Annotated in this window: 13 protein-coding genes, 1 tRNA gene and 2 pseudogenes; 11 read left to right on the plus strand and 5 right to left on the minus strand. The window is 62.4% G+C overall.

Features of this window, described 5'->3' with window-relative positions:
- Positions 1-151: 151 nt before the first annotated feature.
- The 4 genes from yihA to rpmH all read right to left on the minus strand — a co-directional run bounded on the left by yihA (position 152) and on the right by rpmH (position 3,297).
- Entirely contained in the window at positions 152-805 is a 654-nt protein-coding gene (yihA, locus tag J2J99_RS02395; RefSeq protein ID WP_168295250.1) for a ribosome biogenesis GTP-binding protein YihA/YsxC, read from the minus strand.
- Positions 806-946: 141 nt separating this feature from the next.
- Positions 947-2,740 carry a membrane protein insertase YidC gene (gene yidC / locus J2J99_RS02400; protein ID WP_168295485.1) on the minus strand — a complete coding sequence of 598 codons (1,794 nt, stop codon included), beginning with the start codon at positions 2,738-2,740 and terminating at the stop codon, positions 947-949.
- Positions 2,740-3,141: a ribonuclease P protein component gene (gene rnpA / locus J2J99_RS02405; RefSeq protein ID WP_168295249.1), complete on the minus strand. Its 402-nt coding sequence runs from the start codon at positions 3,139-3,141 to the stop codon at positions 2,740-2,742. Before rnpA ends, yidC begins: the two co-directional genes overlap by 1 nt.
- 21 nt (positions 3,142-3,162) lie before the next feature.
- Positions 3,163-3,297, minus strand: a complete 135-nt coding sequence (rpmH, locus tag J2J99_RS02410; protein ID WP_008524438.1) for a 50S ribosomal protein L34 — start codon at positions 3,295-3,297, stop codon at positions 3,163-3,165.
- Positions 3,298-3,712: 415 nt separating this feature from the next.
- Here rpmH and J2J99_RS02415 point away from each other — a divergent pair, with 415 nt between their 5' ends.
- From J2J99_RS02415 to J2J99_RS02425, 3 genes are all read left to right on the plus strand, one after another.
- Complete coding sequence (locus J2J99_RS02415; RefSeq protein ID WP_168295248.1) at positions 3,713-5,713, plus strand: methyl-accepting chemotaxis protein; 2,001 nt, start codon at positions 3,713-3,715, stop codon at positions 5,711-5,713.
- A 155-nt stretch (positions 5,714-5,868) separates the two neighbouring features.
- The gene (locus J2J99_RS02420) at positions 5,869-7,389 is read left to right on the plus strand and encodes an ATP-binding protein (RefSeq protein WP_168295247.1); all 1,521 of its coding nucleotides are present in this window, start codon (positions 5,869-5,871) and stop codon (positions 7,387-7,389) included.
- Positions 7,390-7,512: 123 nt separating this feature from the next.
- A tRNA-Arg gene (locus J2J99_RS02425) sits at positions 7,513-7,589 on the plus strand.
- A 269-nt stretch (positions 7,590-7,858) separates the two neighbouring features.
- On the opposite strand, the pseudogene J2J99_RS02430 reads toward J2J99_RS02425, so the two are convergent.
- A pseudogene (locus J2J99_RS02430) lies at positions 7,859-8,283 on the minus strand (hypothetical protein).
- 263 nt (positions 8,284-8,546) lie between these two features.
- On the opposite strand from J2J99_RS02430, the gene J2J99_RS02435 reads away from it, so the two are divergent.
- The 8 genes and pseudogenes from J2J99_RS02435 to J2J99_RS02470 all read left to right on the plus strand — a co-directional run bounded on the left by J2J99_RS02435 (position 8,547) and on the right by J2J99_RS02470 (position 15,700).
- Complete coding sequence (locus J2J99_RS02435) at positions 8,547-9,134, plus strand: hypothetical protein (RefSeq protein WP_168295246.1); 588 nt, start codon at positions 8,547-8,549, stop codon at positions 9,132-9,134.
- 221 nt (positions 9,135-9,355) lie between these two features.
- Positions 9,356-9,676 carry a hypothetical protein gene (locus J2J99_RS02440; RefSeq protein WP_168295245.1) on the plus strand — a complete coding sequence of 107 codons (321 nt, stop codon included), beginning with the start codon at positions 9,356-9,358 and terminating at the stop codon, positions 9,674-9,676.
- Between the two features lie 51 nt (positions 9,677-9,727).
- Positions 9,728-10,107, plus strand: a pseudogene (locus J2J99_RS02445) (cell surface protein).
- A gap of 155 nt (positions 10,108-10,262) precedes the next feature.
- Positions 10,263-10,562 (plus strand): hypothetical protein, encoded by a 300-nt coding sequence (locus tag J2J99_RS02450; protein WP_168295244.1) that lies wholly within the window; start codon positions 10,263-10,265, stop codon positions 10,560-10,562.
- Between the two features lie 216 nt (positions 10,563-10,778).
- Complete coding sequence (locus J2J99_RS02455) at positions 10,779-11,447, plus strand: class I SAM-dependent methyltransferase (protein ID WP_168295243.1); 669 nt, start codon at positions 10,779-10,781, stop codon at positions 11,445-11,447.
- 291 nt (positions 11,448-11,738) lie between these two features.
- Positions 11,739-12,620, plus strand: a complete 882-nt coding sequence (locus J2J99_RS02460; RefSeq protein ID WP_168295242.1) for an aldo/keto reductase — start codon at positions 11,739-11,741, stop codon at positions 12,618-12,620.
- 467 nt (positions 12,621-13,087) lie between these two features.
- Positions 13,088-14,365, plus strand: a complete 1,278-nt coding sequence (locus J2J99_RS02465; RefSeq protein ID WP_168295241.1) for an alpha/beta hydrolase — start codon at positions 13,088-13,090, stop codon at positions 14,363-14,365.
- Between the two features lie 84 nt (positions 14,366-14,449).
- A complete protein-coding gene (locus J2J99_RS02470; protein WP_168295240.1) occupies positions 14,450-15,700 on the plus strand; it encodes an NAD(P)/FAD-dependent oxidoreductase in 1,251 nt (416 codons plus the stop codon).
- The last annotated feature ends 22 nt before the right edge of the window (positions 15,701-15,722 follow it).

Genomic DNA, 15,722 nt, shown 5'->3' on the forward strand with positions numbered 1-15,722 from the left:
GCGGTGCTAATCGCGCGATAACCAAGCCAGCAAGCAAAATTCGATAAGCCCTATATAGGTCGCCTATTCCGGCGCGTCAACCTTTAGTTTTTCTGTTTGACGGGAAAATAAACTTTTAGCTGTTTCAGTGAGTATAATAGAGGTCGGATCGCTATTTCCAGTTTGCGATCCCGACAGTTTCGGCGATCGCCTGGCGCAGATCATCGAGCCCGTCGCCCTTTTCGGACGAGGTGGACAGCACGAAAGGATAGGCGGCCGGGCGTTTGCGGATCTTGTCCGCCGTCTCGGCAAGCAGCTTGGGAACGGCCGGCGCCTTGATCTTGTCGGTTTTTGTCAGAACCAGCTGGTAGGAAACAGCGGCCTTGTCGAGCAGATCAAGCACGTCATCATCGTTCTTCTTGATTCCATGGCGGCTGTCGATCAGCACGTAGACGCGCTTCAGCGTCGCGCGGCCGCGCAGGTAGTCGAAGACGAGTTTGGTCCACTTGTCGACCTGCTCCTTCGGCGCCTGCGCGTAACCATAGCCCGGCATGTCGACGATCGCCATCGGCGGCAGGTCCGCGCCTTCGCCGGAATAGCCGTCCGGGACGAAGTAATTGAGCTCCTGCGTGCGGCCCGGCGTGTTCGAGGTGCGCGCCAGGCCCTTTTGGCCGACCAGCGCATTGATCAGTGATGATTTGCCAACATTCGAGCGGCCGGCAAAGGCCACTTCCGACGGTCCCTCCGGCGGCAGGAAGGTGAGCGACGGGACGCCGCGGATGAAGATCCAGGGGTGGCCGAAGAGCGGCTTTTCGGTTTCGGGCATGCGGGGCTCGGCAATCTCCGGGTTCGGTCTTGTGTCGGCTTCGTGGTTTTACGGGCGGTTGTCAAGCTTTCAGGCGGTCCGCGTCGCGCCTCGCGGGCCGGCCGCAAATGAAAAGCCCCGCCGGAGCGGGGCTTGAGAGCGTCATTTCGATGGCGCCGTTTTTCGTCGGAACAGGCCCTTGAGATTGTCGAAGAGCTCGATCTTGACGCCATGGCGCTTCATGATCACCGACTGCTGGATCACCGAGAGCGTGTTGTTCCAGGCCCAGTAGATGACGAGGCCGGCTGGGAAGCTTGCCAGCATGAACATGAACACCAGCGGCATCCAGTTGAAGATCATCGCCTGCGTCGGATCGGGCGGCGTCGGGTTCATGCGCATCTGCAGGAACATGGTGACGCCCATGATCAGCGGCCAGACGCCGAGGTGCAGGAATGTCGGTGCCGTAAACGGCAGCAGGCCGAACAGGTTGACGATCGTCGTCGGATCGGGTGCCGAAAGGTCCTGGATCCAGCCGAAGAACGGCGCGTGGCGCATCTCGATCGTGATGTAGATCACCTTGTAGAGCGAGAAGAAGATCGGGATCTGCAGCGCTACCGGCCAGCAGCCGGCGATCGGATTGATTTTCTCTTCCTTGTAGAGCTGCATCATTGCCTGCTGCAGGCCCATGCGGTCGTCGCCGAATTTCGCCTTCAGCTCTTCCATCTTCGGCTGCATGCGCTTCATGTTCGCCATCGACGCATATTGCTTGCTGGCGAGCGGGAAGAACAGTGCCTTGACGACGATGGTGGTGCAAAGGATCGCCACGCCGAAATTGCCGAAGAAGCGGAAGAAGAAATCCATCAGCTTGAACATCGGCTTGGTGATGAAATAGAACCAGCCCCAGTCGATCAGGCGGTCGAACTTCGGGATCGAATAGCTGGCCTCATAGCCGTCGATGACGGGCACTTCCTTGGCGCCGGCGAAGACCAGGTTCTTGAGCTCGATCGACTGGCCGGGGGCAACCGTGAAGGCATCGTCCTTGTAGTCGGCCTGATAGCGCGGCTGACCGTCGGAGAAATACGAGAAGTGCGCCTCGTAGGCGGACGTCTGCGGCGGAACGATCGTCGCGGCCCAGTATTTGTCGGTAATGCCGAGCCAGCCGCCGGTGGATTTCGCCGGGGCCACGGCTTCCTTCTCGACGGCGGTATACTTGCTTTCGATCAGGCCGTCGTCGCCGATGACGCCGATGAAACCTTCATGCAGGACGTAGGCCGATGGCGTCGTCGGCTTATTGTACCGTGTCACGCGGCCGTAGGAGGAGAGCGAAACGGGCGCCTGGCCGGTGTTTGCGACCTTGTCAACGACGGTGAACATGTAGCGTTCGTCGACGGAAATCGTGCGGGTAAAGGTCAGGCCCTTGTCGTTGGTATAGGTCAGCGTCACCGGCGTCTTCTCGGTGAGCTTGGCGCCCTCCGGCGCCGTCCACAGCGTCGAGGGACCGGGAACGCTGCCCGTGGCATCGCTGCCGATATAGCCGAGCTCGGTGAAGTAACCGTCCTTGGTTTCCGCCGGGCTGAACAGGGTGATGATCGGGCTCGAGTCGTCGACGGTCTCGTGATAGCCCTTGAGCTTCAGGTCGTCGAGCCGGGCGCCGGCAAGGTTAATCGTGCCGGAAAGGGCGGGGGTGTCGATGGCAACGCGCGGGGTCTTTGCGAGCGCCTGCTCGAGCGTCGCCGTTGCGACGGCCTGGCCGGAAGGTGCTGCACCGCTCGTCTGGGCCGGCGTCGCGCCGCCGGCGGCAGGCTGCTGGACCTGCTCGGTCTGCTGCTGCGCCTTCTGGGCTTCCTGCGCCTTGCGCTGGGCCTCGATGCGCGGATTCATATAGAGAAACTGCCAGCCGAGGACGATCAGCACCGAGAGAGCGATCGCAATGAAATAATTGCGGTTGTTTTCCATCATACGTTCCTGGGGCGTCCGTCTCCGGAGCGCCGGTGTTTCGGCCTGGTTTCCACGCGAAGCTTCAGCTCCGCGGCCAATTCCTGGAAGGACGCATCAAGCACGTCCCTGCGCGCGACAACCACATAGTCGTGTCCGGGCTGCATTGCAAATCCCGCATGAAGCCGCACCGCCTCTTTCAGGCGGCGGCGCATGCGGTTCCGTTCGACCGCGTTGCCATGTTTTTTGGTGACTGTGAAACCGACGCGAGCCTGGCTGTCGGGTTCCTTCCGGTCGAGGACTTCGAGAAGGAAGAGACCTCCGCGGCGTTTTTCGCCACCGCGTACGGCAAGAAACTGCGGGCGGCTTTTCAGCCGCCCGACAGCATATTTCTTCTCACTGGTCGTCAACTCGCCCGCCATCTCTTACCGGGCAACCCGGCCTTAAGCCGAAAGACGCTTGCGGCCCTGCGCGCGGCGGGCAGCGATGACCTTGCGGCCACCCTTCGTGGACATGCGCGCACGGAAGCCGTGGCGACGCTTGCGAACAAGCTTGGATGGTTGGTAGGTACGCTTCATTTATTTAAACACCGCGGAGTGCGGCCCTTCTTGAATTTGCATGATGCAAGGAGCGTTGTTTTTCGAACGGGCGGGCCATGAAAGGCCTGAATGACCGGACGTGCGGCGGCTTATACGGATGAAGCCCGGCAAAGTCAATTATACCCGAGATTTTCACCGGCGCCGTCGCCGCCGGCTGCTATTTTCGCATTGTGGTGTTAATAAATTAGATCCGCTCCGAGAAGTTGTACTTGGGCGCCAGATTGGCTGAATAGCATGAAATTTCAACGGTTTGAAACCGCGGGGAAGGGCCGGGGCGCCAATATTTTGTTCGCCTAATCGTAAATATTGGAAATCTAACTTTAATCAATTTCGCTGATAGTCAGCGCATCGACTGGAATTTGCTTTCCAGGCAGTGGCGTAGAGGAGCATTGCATTGAAGATCCGCGGGAAAATTAATCTGCTGGTTTGCGTGATGGGCGCGGTGGCGCTTCTGATCGGCGCGACGGCATTGTCCGCCATGCGCGAATACAGCCGCAATCTCACGGCTTACGAGCAGGCCGCTGCCCGCGCCTATGCCGGCGAACGCCTCAACCGTTTCGTCACGGCTGTCGTCATGGAAGCGCGCGGCATCTATGCCGCCAAGTCGATCAAGGATACGGCAGGTTTTGCCAAGGGCTTGATGGCCGATCTCGACGAGATCGACAAGGTCATCGCGGGCTGGGCTCCGTTGGTCCCCGAAAGCGAAAAGGCCGATTTCGCCAAGCTTGTCGCCCGCGCCGCGGAATTCCGCACCTTCCGCGCGGAAACGGTCCGCCTGGGCACTGAGGTCGGCCCCGAGGCCGCTAACCAGCAGGGCAACAACGAGGCCAACCGCGCCAACCGCAAGGCGTTCCAGGCAGAAATTGATGCAGTCGTCACCGTCGACAAGGCAGCGCTCGAAGCCGTCGACGCCGAGATCGAGAGCTTCCGTTCCCGGGTGCTGATGCTCGTCCTCGGCATCACCGGCATCGGCATCGCGGCCGGCATCGGCATGGGCTTTTATATCGGAACCAGCCATCTCAGCCGCCCGATCAAGCGCGTCACCCATGCGATCAAGGAGGTCGCCGACGGCAATTTCGACGCCGAGGTTCCGTTTGCCGGCCGCAAGGACGAAATCGGCGAGATGGCCGCCGCGGTTGCGGTCTTCAAGGAGAACGGCCTTGCCGTCAAGCGCCTGAACGCCCAGGAGGCGGCGATGCGCGCCAAGAGCGACGATCTGCAGTCGAGCATGTCGGTCGTCGTCGCTGCGGCTGCAGCAGGCGATTTCAGCCACCGCATCGACAAGGATTATCAGGACGAGAACCTCAACCAGTTCGCCGGCAACATCAACGCGCTGCTGTCGAGCGTCGATGCCGGGATCGGCGAGACGCGCCGCGTCATCGCAAGCCTTGCCGAAGGCGACCTCACCCAGACGATGAACGGCAACTTCCAGGGCGCCTTCGCCGAGCTGCAGCAGAATGTCAACAACAGCTTCGTGACGCTGCAGGCGACGATGCGCGAAGTGCGCGAGACGACGGAAGCGATGAACGGTAACACCGCCGAGCTGCGCAATGCCAGCGACGACCTGTCGAAGCGCACCGAGCAGCAGGCCGCCGCCCTCGAGCAGACTTCCGCCGCGCTCGATCAGATCACCGCCGTCGTCCAGAACTCCACCGAGCGGGCGCATGAAGCCACCGTCATGGTGTCGGAAGCCAAGGAAAATGCCGGCCGCTCCGGCGTCGTCGTGCGCAATGCCGTCGAGGCCATGGGTCGCATCGAACAGGCCTCGCGCGAGATCAGCCAGATCATCAACGTCATCGACGAAATCGCCTTCCAGACCAATCTTCTGGCGCTGAATGCCGGTGTCGAAGCGGCCCGCGCCGGCGAGGCCGGCAAGGGTTTTGCCGTCGTCGCCCAGGAAGTGCGCGAACTTGCCCAGCGCTCGGCAACGGCCGCCAAGGACATCAAGGCGCTGATCACCAAGTCGGGCGACGAGGTGCAGGTCGGCGTCAAGCTCGTGCAGGCGACCGGCGAGGCGCTTTCGGAAATCGGCACCCGCGTCATCGCCATCAACGATCATATCCATTCGATCGCCACCGCGGCGGTCGAGCAGTCGACCGGCCTCAAGGAGGTCAACACCGCCGTCAATCAGATGGATCAGGTAACGCAACAGAACGCCGCGATGGTGGAGGAAACGTCCGCCGCCACCCATAGGCTTTCGGCCGAAGCCAACGGTTTGGTGCATCTCATCGCCCGCTTCAAGCTGTCGGATGGGCCGGCACCCGTGGCGCTCGTCCGCAACGAGCCGCACCGGCAGCCGGTCGCCTCGCCCGCCCGCCGGGCGATCGCCAAGGTCGCCCGCGCCTTCGGCGGCGGCAATGCGGCCGCGGCCGAGCAGAGCTGGGAAGAGTTCTGATCTCCGGCCCTTCACGCATCTTCGAGCGCCGCCTCCGGGCGGCGTTTTCTTGGTGACGACGTGACGCTGATCGCAAAGATTTGAAAGCGGAGCCTGTTGGTCTAATATAAGGCTCCATGAGGGCGGCCAGGTGCCGCCGATCGGGCGAGACGCAGATGCCGGTTCGAAACCAGCACAACGATCCTTCGGCAGAAATCCCGGCGGCCGGCGAGGCCGCCAGGGGACGGTGCCCGTCTGCCGGCATATTCGGCGGGCTGTCCGGCAAGCTGCTCTGGCTCACCGTCTTCTTCATCATGCTCGCCGAAATCCTGATCTTCTTCCCCTCGGTCGCCAGCATGCGCATGCGCTGGCTGCAGGACAGGCTGAACACGGCCGCCGCCGCCGCCATCGTCATCGACGGGCTGCAGCCGATCGAGCTGCCGCGCGCGCTGCAGAAGGAGACGCTGGAGGCGACCGGTACCAAGGCGATCGTGCTGCGCAAGGAAGGCACCTCGCGGCTCCTGGCGACAACAGACATGCCGACCTCGGTCGACGAGTCCTACGACCTGACGGACGTGCCGCCGCTGACGGCGATCCGCGACGCCCTCGACACGCTGATTTTCGGCGGCGGCAGAATGATCCGCGTCTATGGCCCGGTCGGCGACACCAAGGTCGGCGTCGAGGTGGTGATGAAGGACCGGCCGCTGCGCACGGCGATGTTGGCCTATTCCCGCAACGTCCTGCTGCTGTCGGTGCTGATCTCGCTGTTCACGGCGACGCTGATCTTTTTCACGATCAACCGCCTCCTCATCGGGCCTATCCGCCGGCTGACCGGCAGTATGCAGCAATTCTCCTCCGATCCTGAGAATCCGGCCCATATTTATATCGGCGACGGCGGCCGCGACGAGCTGGCGGTCGCCGGTCGCAATCTCACCTCGATGCAGATGGAGCTGCAGAAGACGCTGAAGCAGCAGAAGAACCTGGCGGCCCTTGGCCTGGCCGTTTCCAAGATCAATCACGACATGCGCAATATCCTGGCTTCCGCGCAGCTGATGTCGGACCGGCTGGTCGATGTCGATGATCCGATGGTCAAGAGCTTCGCGCCGAAGCTGTTGCGCACCATCGACCGGGCGGTCGGCTATACCACTGAGGTACTGTCCTACGGCAAGGCGAGCGAATCGGCCCCGCGCCGCCGCCGTGTCCGGCTGCTGGAGCTGACCCAGGACGTCAGGGATATGCTGGCGATCGATCCGCAGAGCGGCATCGAGTTCATCGAGCAGTTCGCTGCCGATCTCGAGGTCGATGCCGATGGTGAACAGCTCTTCCGGATCATTCACAACTTGACACGCAACGCGTTGCAGGCGCTGACCTCGCCGGGCGAGGGCGGCCCCGGTGCTGTCAGGCGCATCACCGTCTCCGCCCAGCGCGTCGGCAGCGTCGTCAGCATCACGGTGGACGATACCGGCCCCGGCATGCCGCTGAAGGCGCGCCAGAACCTGTTTGCCGCTTTCCGCGGTTCGGCCCGTTCAGGCGGCACCGGCCTTGGCCTCACCATCGCCCGCGAACTGGTGCTTGCCCATGGCGGCACCATCGCGCTTGTGGAAAAACCGACGGTCGGCACCCAGTTCCGCATCGAAATTCCCGACCGCCCGGTCTCGCTGGACGATTACCGCAGCCGGACGCACAGTGAGAAGTGAGGGAATTTCGCCCGCCGCGGCCGCAAACAGGCAAACCCGCGATTTTTTCAGAAATGCTCTTGCATTGTCCGAAAGGACCCTTTAGAGGATCGCCCACGCAAGCGGTACCGCCGCTTCTGCCACGCACCCGTAGCTCAGCTGGATAGAGCACCAGACTACGAATCTGGGGGTCAGGAGTTCGAATCTCTTCGGGTGCGCCATTCCTTTTTCACCATCTGAAATTTTGCATGGCTCCGAACGGTAACGTCATCTGACGTGCTCTCGTGATTTTGTACCGAGCAACGTTTGCCGCCGGGTCGCGACCAGGCGATGGAGCTCTTCCGGTCCCGAATTATGGTGAATTGGTCTGCAGCAGTGGAAAGCGGCAACTGATTCACCCAATGCCCCGTGTTCAGGAATACGGGTGATGAAATCAAGTTTGCCGCGACGGTCGCCCCCATCCTCTGCTCCAAGGCAGCGAAGCGAAAAATTATTGCTCGGCCGGGAAGTCTCTTTCATAGGCTTCCCTTTCCTCCTTCCCGAACAAGGATGAGTAGTAACCGCTGCAAACCAGATATGAGCACTCATCCGGGTTGCCCGTTTGCCATCCCGGCTGGCAGAGGGCGACCCGATGGAATTTTGCGTTGCAAAGTCCGTCGTTTGCCACGAGCCGTGGATCGTTTCCGAAATACGCGCTTATGGCTTTTGGCGAGTCCACGGAGGAACGACTTTCCAATCAGCTTCGCCGCCCTCAGCGCTGACATTGCCGGTCGCACAGAAAGACCAGTTGGCAATCATAACCGGCTGATCGCAGGGAAAAGCCTGAACGGCGCTTGCCATCAAGATCGAAACCAGTGCCAGCAGCCGCTGGCCATAGATCCACGCGCCCTTCTCCCCCACGCCGAACTTTCGCATCCTGGCCTTCCAATCATGTGCAACTGCCTGTCACCGTCTGACCGAATCAGGACGTCAAAACACCTAAGATTATTTTCCTAGTTCACGGAACGTCCTTACGCTAGATTGCCCGCGGTTGCAGCCATGGAATGTTGAATGTCGAAGAATATCGCAGCGATTGGCGATGGCGCCGCTTGGGCCGGTCGTTCCCTCCGCAGGCGTGAAAAAACGAGTTCCTCTGTCGTTTCCCGCAGGGACGTGCCGACAGCCAAGGTGAGGATCTGATGGCCGAATTGAACCCTCGTGACAAGAGCCGCACCGGTGCTGGCAAGACGCGGTCGCTCGTGCGCAAACATACCGCACCGCCGAACGGAGGCGACGACGGCAGCCTTCGCTGGCAATGGTTGACGATCCAGCTGCTGGAATCGCCGGCGTTCACATCACTGAGCGCGAATGCCAGCCGCGCCTTCTTCCGCATCATCATCGAGCACACCGCACACGCCGCCCTGGCAAATGGCAGGCTTGTCGTGACCCACCCGCAGTTCGTCTCTTACGGTGTCACCGGCGAATACGTGGCCGATGCGCTCGACGAGCTGGACTATAAGGGCCTCATCAAGGTTCGCCGCGGCCGGGCGGGCAGCGGTGTCGCGCATCCGAACCTCTTCACGCTGACCTTTGTAGGTGACCATGAAGGCGCACCGCCCACGGACGATTGGCGGCGATGCACGGCGGAGAGATGCCGGAAGTGGTCGGAGATCGACCGCAAGTTTGCCGCCGACAAACGCGGCCGGGTCGGCAGGAAGAAAAAAACGCCACTTCGGGATCCCGAAATTCCCCCGCTTCGGGATCCCGAAATTCGCCGCGCCTCGTGAGCCCGCGCGGCGAGGGAAGAGGCAATGATTTCAATGCCGCAACCAATTTCGGGATTCCGCAGTGCTATATAGATTCTGGTGGGGAGTTCCTCTTGAGTCCGCAAGATCAGACCATGGCTTGTGGAGCGGTTGCCTGCTATCGGCATGCCTAGTTTCGCGCAACCTTGCTGGTGTATCCGCGAGCGTGACGATGTTTGACGCGCTTTCGGCCGGAGGAATGCATGGCGATAGGAATTTTTCGAGCTGTCGGCGCCGTGGCCTTGATGGCGGCTCTTGCCGGCTGCATCGACCGCGCCAACGAGCCGGTGCTGTTGGCCGTCGGCGTGCCGGTCAATCCGCCGGCCGTTGCACACAGCCTCTGCATGACCGACGGCAATGCCATGTATGACGAGGCGAAGCGCCAGTACGAGCTGCGCGCCCAGCTGACCGGATATGCGCAGGCCGATGCGCTGGAAGCGGAAACGATTGCTCGCGCCGCCGCGCATCGCCAATATGTCGCCTGCCTCTCCGGCCAGGGCTACCGCACATTATACGCGAACTGAGAACAGAGAATTCATAACGCCTCAGCGGTGTCGCCAGCGCCTTTCAGCCCATTGCGGCATTTTACAATTCATCGCGATAAGGTCACGCCGGATCGCCTTGCGACCCCTGTCGCCCTCGCGGCGATCCCGCCGGCTGCGGCCGCGCCCCTTCCCATACGTCCGCCGTCCATCGTCTCGAAGGCGAAAACAGTGCAATTTAAGGTACATGCCGGCACCTTGCACGGCTATCGGGGCTTTGCCGCGGAGCGTCACGGCACCGGCCGCCATTCCGATGGCAATTGGTATCCGCTGGCCACCTTCGGCGTCGACCCCGCATGACCGGCTCAATCATTCGCCAGCCCGTGAACAGGCCGGCGGCGCCGACAACGTGCAACCCTACGCTTTCGGGATCGATCGGCCCCGGCAGCATGCCCTGCAATAACGGCTATTGAGCCGGCAAAGGAAAGAAGCGGCGACGAGCCGCGTCTTTCTCGGTCGGGCCGCCGCTCACATATTCGTGACCCCTGTTGCAGTGCGGTAGTATGTGACAGATCCGCTTCCTAACTCCTCGGCGTAAATTCCCTTAAATCCTCCCAAGGAGACGATCATGATCACGACGTTCAAGAGCGGCCTGGCGGCCGTGGCCATCGGCGCAATGCTCGGCCTTTCCTCGTTCCCGGCCGAAGCGGCTCCCCTCCAGTCCAGTGCGACGCAGCAGGGCGCGGTCAAGCAGCCGGTTGCCCGGAAAGAAACCCAGATGCAGCACGATCGTCGCACCACCGGTTCGATCGGCGAGCGCGGCCCAGACACCATGGCTTCACCCTACATGATGAACCCGAAGAAGCCGCTGAACATGGATTGCAAGCTCGGCTTCAACCCGACAAGCAGCTCCGGCTGCAACTATTGAGGCCTCGCGATCGGGCTGAGGGGTGGCTTCCGGGCCGCCCCTTCTCCCTGTGGTCGCGGGAAATGGCCATGATGCGAAAATATGCCGGACGCCGATGGAAAAAATCGTCGCAAACGCCGGCTTACACAGGCGATTGATGTCGCTGCCTTGGAATTGCCATGCTGGCCGCGATGGTCGCATTGATACTCAATTGAATTTCAGACAGGTGGAACAGTCATGACCGCAAAGGCTGCATGCTCCGATTTCCTGCATTTTTTCCGCTCCTGGATCAGCAACCCGCTTCGGGTGGCGGCCATCGCGCCGTCGGGTGATTCCCTGGCCAGGATCATGACCAGCGAAATTGCCGCACTGGATGGGCCGATCATCGAGCTCGGCCCGGGCACCGGCGTGTTCACCCGGGCGCTGCTCGCCCGCGGCGTCAGCGAGGCCGATCTCACCCTGATCGAATATGGGCCTGAATTTATCGATGCGCTGCAGGCGCGTTTCCCGGCGGCGCGCGTATTGCAGATGGATGCCGCCCATCTTGCCCAGGCCGAAATTTTCGAGGACGAACCGGTCGGCGCCGTCATCAGCGGCCTGCCGCTTCTGTCCATGTCGCCGCCCAAGATCGCCGCGATCCTTGCCGGCGTCTTCGCCTATATGCGGCCGGGCGGGGCGGTCTATCAGTTCACCTATGGCCCGCGCTGCCCGGTGCCGCGGCAGATCCTCGACCGCCTTGGCCTGGAGTCCGTGCGCATCGGCGGCACGGTGCGCAACCTGCCGCCCGCCTCCGTTTACCGGATTTCGCGCCGCAAGCCGCTCGAACTCTCGCGCGAGCGCCTGCGATACCGGGACGGCGACGCCGACATCGACGTCGCCGCCTTTTCCGGCGAAACGGGCGGCTGAAAACAGGCGTCAACGCAAGAGCCGCCGGCTTTCCTGTCGCCGCTCCGGCATCGCCTTGACGCCGATGTTTCCGGCGCAATCCCTGTTATCTCAATAGTGCTGTCCTATATCTCAAGAGTCGCAGCGGTCGCTCGCCAATGCCGCGGCGACTGCCGGCTCATCACCATCGGCACCGCCAGGGCGGGCAGACATGCGCGTTTCAAACGCCGCCAGCCGCGGCGAGTGGCAGCCGGGCGGCTTTCGGCCTTCCCGCTGACTTCAACTATTCCATTGACCAACAGAGGAAAGATCATGGCCAGTTACAACGCAGCCAAGTCGGGCACTTTCAGGATCGGCGGCGAGATCGAGATCAATCGTCTCGGTTTCGGCGCCATGCGCGTCACCGGCAAGGGCATCTGGGGCGAGCCCGAAGATCACGCTGAATCCATCCGCACACTGAAGCGCCTGCCGGAGCTTGGCGTCAATTTCATCGATACGGCCGATTCCTACGGCCCCGACGTTTCCGAATGGCTGATCAAGGAGGCGCTGCATCCCTATGGCGGCAAGTCCGTCGTCGCCACCAAGGGCGGCCTGACCCGCCACGGCCCCGACATCTGGCTGCCGGTCGGCCGTCCCGAATATCTGATCCAGCAGGCGCATAAGAGCCTGCGCAATCTCGGGGTCGAGCGGATCGATCTCTGGCAGCTTCACCGCATCGATCCGAAAGTGCCGGCCAGGGAACAGTTTGATGCGATCAAGTCGCTGCTCGACGCCGGCCTCATCCGCCATGCCGGCTTGAGCGAAGTCTCCGTCGCCGAGATCGAGGCGGCCTCGAAGCACTTCAGGGTCGCCACCGTCCAGAACCGCTATAACCTCGTCGATCGCACCAGCGAAGACGTGCTCGATTATTGCGCCAAGCACAATATCGGCTTCATCCCCTGGTATCCGCTGGCCGCCGGCGATCTCACCAAGCCCGGCTCGCTGCTCGATACGATCGCCAGGAAGCATGGTGCCGCGCCGAGCCAGATCGCGCTCGCCTGGGTGCTGAAGCGCAGCCCGGTGATGCTGCCGATCCCCGGCACCTCCAAGGTCAAGCACCTGGAAGAAAACGTCGCGGCCGTCGACATCACCCTCTCCGACGAGGAGTTTTCGGCGCTGGATGCCGAGGGGCGGAAAGTGTTCAAGGCGGCTTAAGGAGTGACGGCAGCCGATTTTCCCCGCGAGCGACCGCGAGCGGGGAGGTGGCGGCAGCCGGATGAGGGCAGGCGGCGCGCTCTAACGTCGAGGCCTCATTTTTCAGCAGAATTTGACCATCCGGTCAAAGATGCCGCAAAATGAGGCGTCGATCTGTTGTTTTGAGGGCAAGCGTTGCGTTGGGTGCATTGCTGCATTGCGGTATTTTCGCTATTCCCGATCAAATGAATGGGCTATCTATATCTCCGTAAGCAGCGCACTCCTCCTCCCAGCGCTCTTACATCGGACTGACAACACTCCTCCTCCCAGTTGTCAGTCAGTATCAAGAGCCTGGCGCACCTCCTCCCGCGCCAGGCTCTTTTCTTTTTCCCATCAAGTTCTTCACCGCGGTTTGACTCGGCAAGCGTCGTCGGACTATTTGAACGGGCGCCCCTCTGTCCGGTGCGCGCACCGGTTGGAGTTCGGTCATGATCGGCAAATGGCGCGCCCCGCATGCGGCCCTGACAGGTCTTCTGGTTGCAACGCTTGTGCTCGCCGGCTGCGGCGGCAGGCCGGTCGGCGTCATGCAGGCGGCCGGTGCGGTGCCGCCGGGCACCTCGAAGGTCGATCTCTTGGTGGCGACGACGCGGGCTGCCGATGACAATCCCGCCGTGCTTTTCTCCGGCGAACGCGGCACCGGGCTCACCGTCAATGCCGTCGATGTCTCCATTCCACCGGATGCCAATCGCAAGGTCGGCCAGGTGCAATGGCCAAAGCGGCTGCCGGCAGACCCCTTGCGCGATTTCGTCACCGTGTCCGTCGATCCGCTGGAAGGCGAGCGGGCGGGCGAGCGCTGGCTGAAGACCCATATGCCGAAAAGCCGCCGCGTTCTGGTCTTCGTGCACGGTTTCAACAATCGTTACGAGGATGCCGTCTACCGCTTCGCCCAGATCGTTCATGATTCGCATGCCGACGTCGCACCTGTCGTTTTCACCTGGCCCTCGCGCGCCAGCATCTTCGATTACAATTACGACAAGGAAAGCACCAACTATTCCCGCGACGCGCTGGAGGAGCTGCTGACCCGGACCGCCGCCAATCCCGCCGTCGCCGACATCACCATCATGGCGCATTCGATGGGCACCTGGCTCACCGTCGAAGCGCTCAGGCAGATGGCGATCCGCAATGGTGAGGTCGCCGGCAAGATCAACAATGTCATCCTCGCCTCGCCGGATCTCGATGTCGACGTCTTCGGCCGCCAGTTCGCAAGCCTTGGCAAGGACAAGCCGCATTTCACCATCTTCGTCTCGCAGGACGACCGGGCGCTCGCCTTGTCGCGGCGCATCTCCGGCAATATCGATCGCCTCGGCCAGATCGACCCCTCGGCCGAGCCCTATCGCAGCAAGCTCGAAGCGGCCGGGATCACCGTGCTCGATCTCACCAAGCTCAAGGGCGGCGACCGGCTGAACCACGGCAAATTCGCCGAAAGCCCGGAAGTGGTGAAGCTGATCGGCGACCGGCTGATCGCCGGCCAGACGATCACCGATTCCAATGTCGGCCTCGGCGAGGCCGTCGGCGCCGTCGCGATGGGCGCTGCCCAGACCGCCGGAAGTGCCGTCGGCGTCGCCGTCAGCACGCCGATCGCCATCTTCGATCCGCGCACGAGGCGCAATTACGACGCCCAGCTGAAGCGTCTCGGCCAGTCGGTGAATAATACCGTCGGATCGGTGGGTGACAGCGTCGGCGCCGGCCTGCCAGAAAGCCAGTGAAAATTCCGTAGGCAATCATCGCCGATCTGATATATCACGTTGGCGAAGCGGCGGTCTTGTCTGCCGTGCGGTTGGGTTGATGGCATGGCTGAAGAGACGAAGAAGAGGGTTGTTGTGGTCGGCGCGGGGGTGGTCGGCGCCTCCATTGCTTTCGAATTGCAGCGGCGTGGCAATCAAGTGACGCTGGTCGACAAAGGCGAGCCGGGACGCGGCACCTCTTTCGGCAACATGGCGAGCATCGCGCTCGATTTCGCCGCCGGGTCGGGCCCTTCGACCTGGAAGAAAATGCCCGGCTGGCTGCTCGATCCCGAAGGCCCGGTCTGGCTGCGCCCCTCCTATGCGGCAAAAATGCTGCCCTGGTTCCTGCGCTTCCTCGCCGCCGGCCGCCCGTCGCGCCTCAGAGAAATCGAGGATGCCGGCATGAGCCTGTCGCAGCGCGCGCTCGGCGATTTCAGGGAGATGCTCCAGGCGATCGGCGCCTCCGAGCTGATGACGGAGGAGGGGTGTCTGGCGATCTACGAGACGGAAGCGGAATTTGCCGCCGACCGCGGCCACCTCGCCATGATGCAGCGCTACGGCCTCGAATTCGAAGTCTTGAGCAACGGCGCCATCCAATATCATGAGCCGGCCCTTTCGCCTGCCGTCGCCAAGGCCGTGCTGCTGCCCGACAACAAGTCGATCCGCGATCCCTATAGTCTGGTGGTCAAATTGGCCGAGGCGGCCAAGGCCGCGGGCGCGTCCTGTGTCTCCGGCGCTGTCAGGAACATCGAGCGCAAGGGCGATGGCGCCGTCGTCGTTCTCTTGGAAGATGGCGGCCGCCTCGAGGCCGATTCCGTCGTGCTCGCCGCCGGTGTCCACACCCGCTTTCTGGCCGAAAAGCTCGGCGAGCCGATCCCGCTCGAAACCGAGCGCGGCTATCACACCCAGATCATGAAGCCGGGTATTTCCATGCGCTATTCGGTGATCTGGCCGGCGCGCGCCTTCATGGTGACGCCGACGGCCGGCGGCATCCGTGTCGGTGGCAATGTCGAGCTCGCCGGGCTCGATGCCGCGCCCGACTTCCGCCGCCCGCGCGTGCTCGTGCGCCACGCTCAGCGGGCGCTGCCCGGGCTGAAGCTTGAGGAGGCGACGGATTGGATGGGCCATCGCCCGGCGCTGCCCGATACGATCCCGATCATTTCGCCGTCGTCGAAAATGTCGGGGGTCTTCTATGCGACCGGGCACGGCCATCTCGGCCTGACCTATGCCGCGACGACAGCGCGGCTGATCGGCGATATGGTGAGCGGCATTGAGCCGCCGGTCGACATCCGCCCGTTCCGCATCGACCGATACTGAATGAGAATCGTTATCTCGGAAC

It is taken from the genome of Rhizobium binae (assembly GCF_017357225.1).
In the GTDB taxonomy this organism is placed as follows: Bacteria; Pseudomonadota; Alphaproteobacteria; order Rhizobiales; family Rhizobiaceae; genus Rhizobium; species Rhizobium binae.

Excerpts from the sequence above, each read along its gene's own strand:
- yihA (WP_168295250.1), bottom strand. The coding sequence starts at position 805 with ATGCCCGAAACCGAAAAGCCGCTCTTCGGCCACCCCTGGATCTTCATC.
- yidC (WP_168295485.1), bottom strand. The coding sequence starts at position 2,740 with ATGGAAAACAACCGCAATTATTTCATTGCGATCGCTCTCTCGGTGCTG.
- rnpA (WP_168295249.1), bottom strand. The coding sequence starts at position 3,141 with ATGGCGGGCGAGTTGACGACCAGTGAGAAGAAATATGCTGTCGGGCGG.
- rpmH (WP_008524438.1), bottom strand. The coding sequence starts at position 3,297 with ATGAAGCGTACCTACCAACCATCCAAGCTTGTTCGCAAGCGTCGCCAC.
- J2J99_RS02420 (WP_168295247.1), top strand. The coding sequence starts at position 5,869 with ATGCCGGTTCGAAACCAGCACAACGATCCTTCGGCAGAAATCCCGGCG.
- J2J99_RS02435 (WP_168295246.1), top strand. The coding sequence starts at position 8,547 with ATGGCCGAATTGAACCCTCGTGACAAGAGCCGCACCGGTGCTGGCAAG.
- J2J99_RS02440 (WP_168295245.1), top strand. The coding sequence starts at position 9,356 with ATGGCGATAGGAATTTTTCGAGCTGTCGGCGCCGTGGCCTTGATGGCG.
- J2J99_RS02450 (WP_168295244.1), top strand. The coding sequence starts at position 10,263 with ATGATCACGACGTTCAAGAGCGGCCTGGCGGCCGTGGCCATCGGCGCA.
- J2J99_RS02455 (WP_168295243.1), top strand. The coding sequence starts at position 10,779 with ATGACCGCAAAGGCTGCATGCTCCGATTTCCTGCATTTTTTCCGCTCC.
- J2J99_RS02460 (WP_168295242.1), top strand. The coding sequence starts at position 11,739 with ATGGCCAGTTACAACGCAGCCAAGTCGGGCACTTTCAGGATCGGCGGC.
- J2J99_RS02465 (WP_168295241.1), top strand. The coding sequence starts at position 13,088 with ATGATCGGCAAATGGCGCGCCCCGCATGCGGCCCTGACAGGTCTTCTG.
- J2J99_RS02470 (WP_168295240.1), top strand. The coding sequence starts at position 14,450 with ATGGCTGAAGAGACGAAGAAGAGGGTTGTTGTGGTCGGCGCGGGGGTG.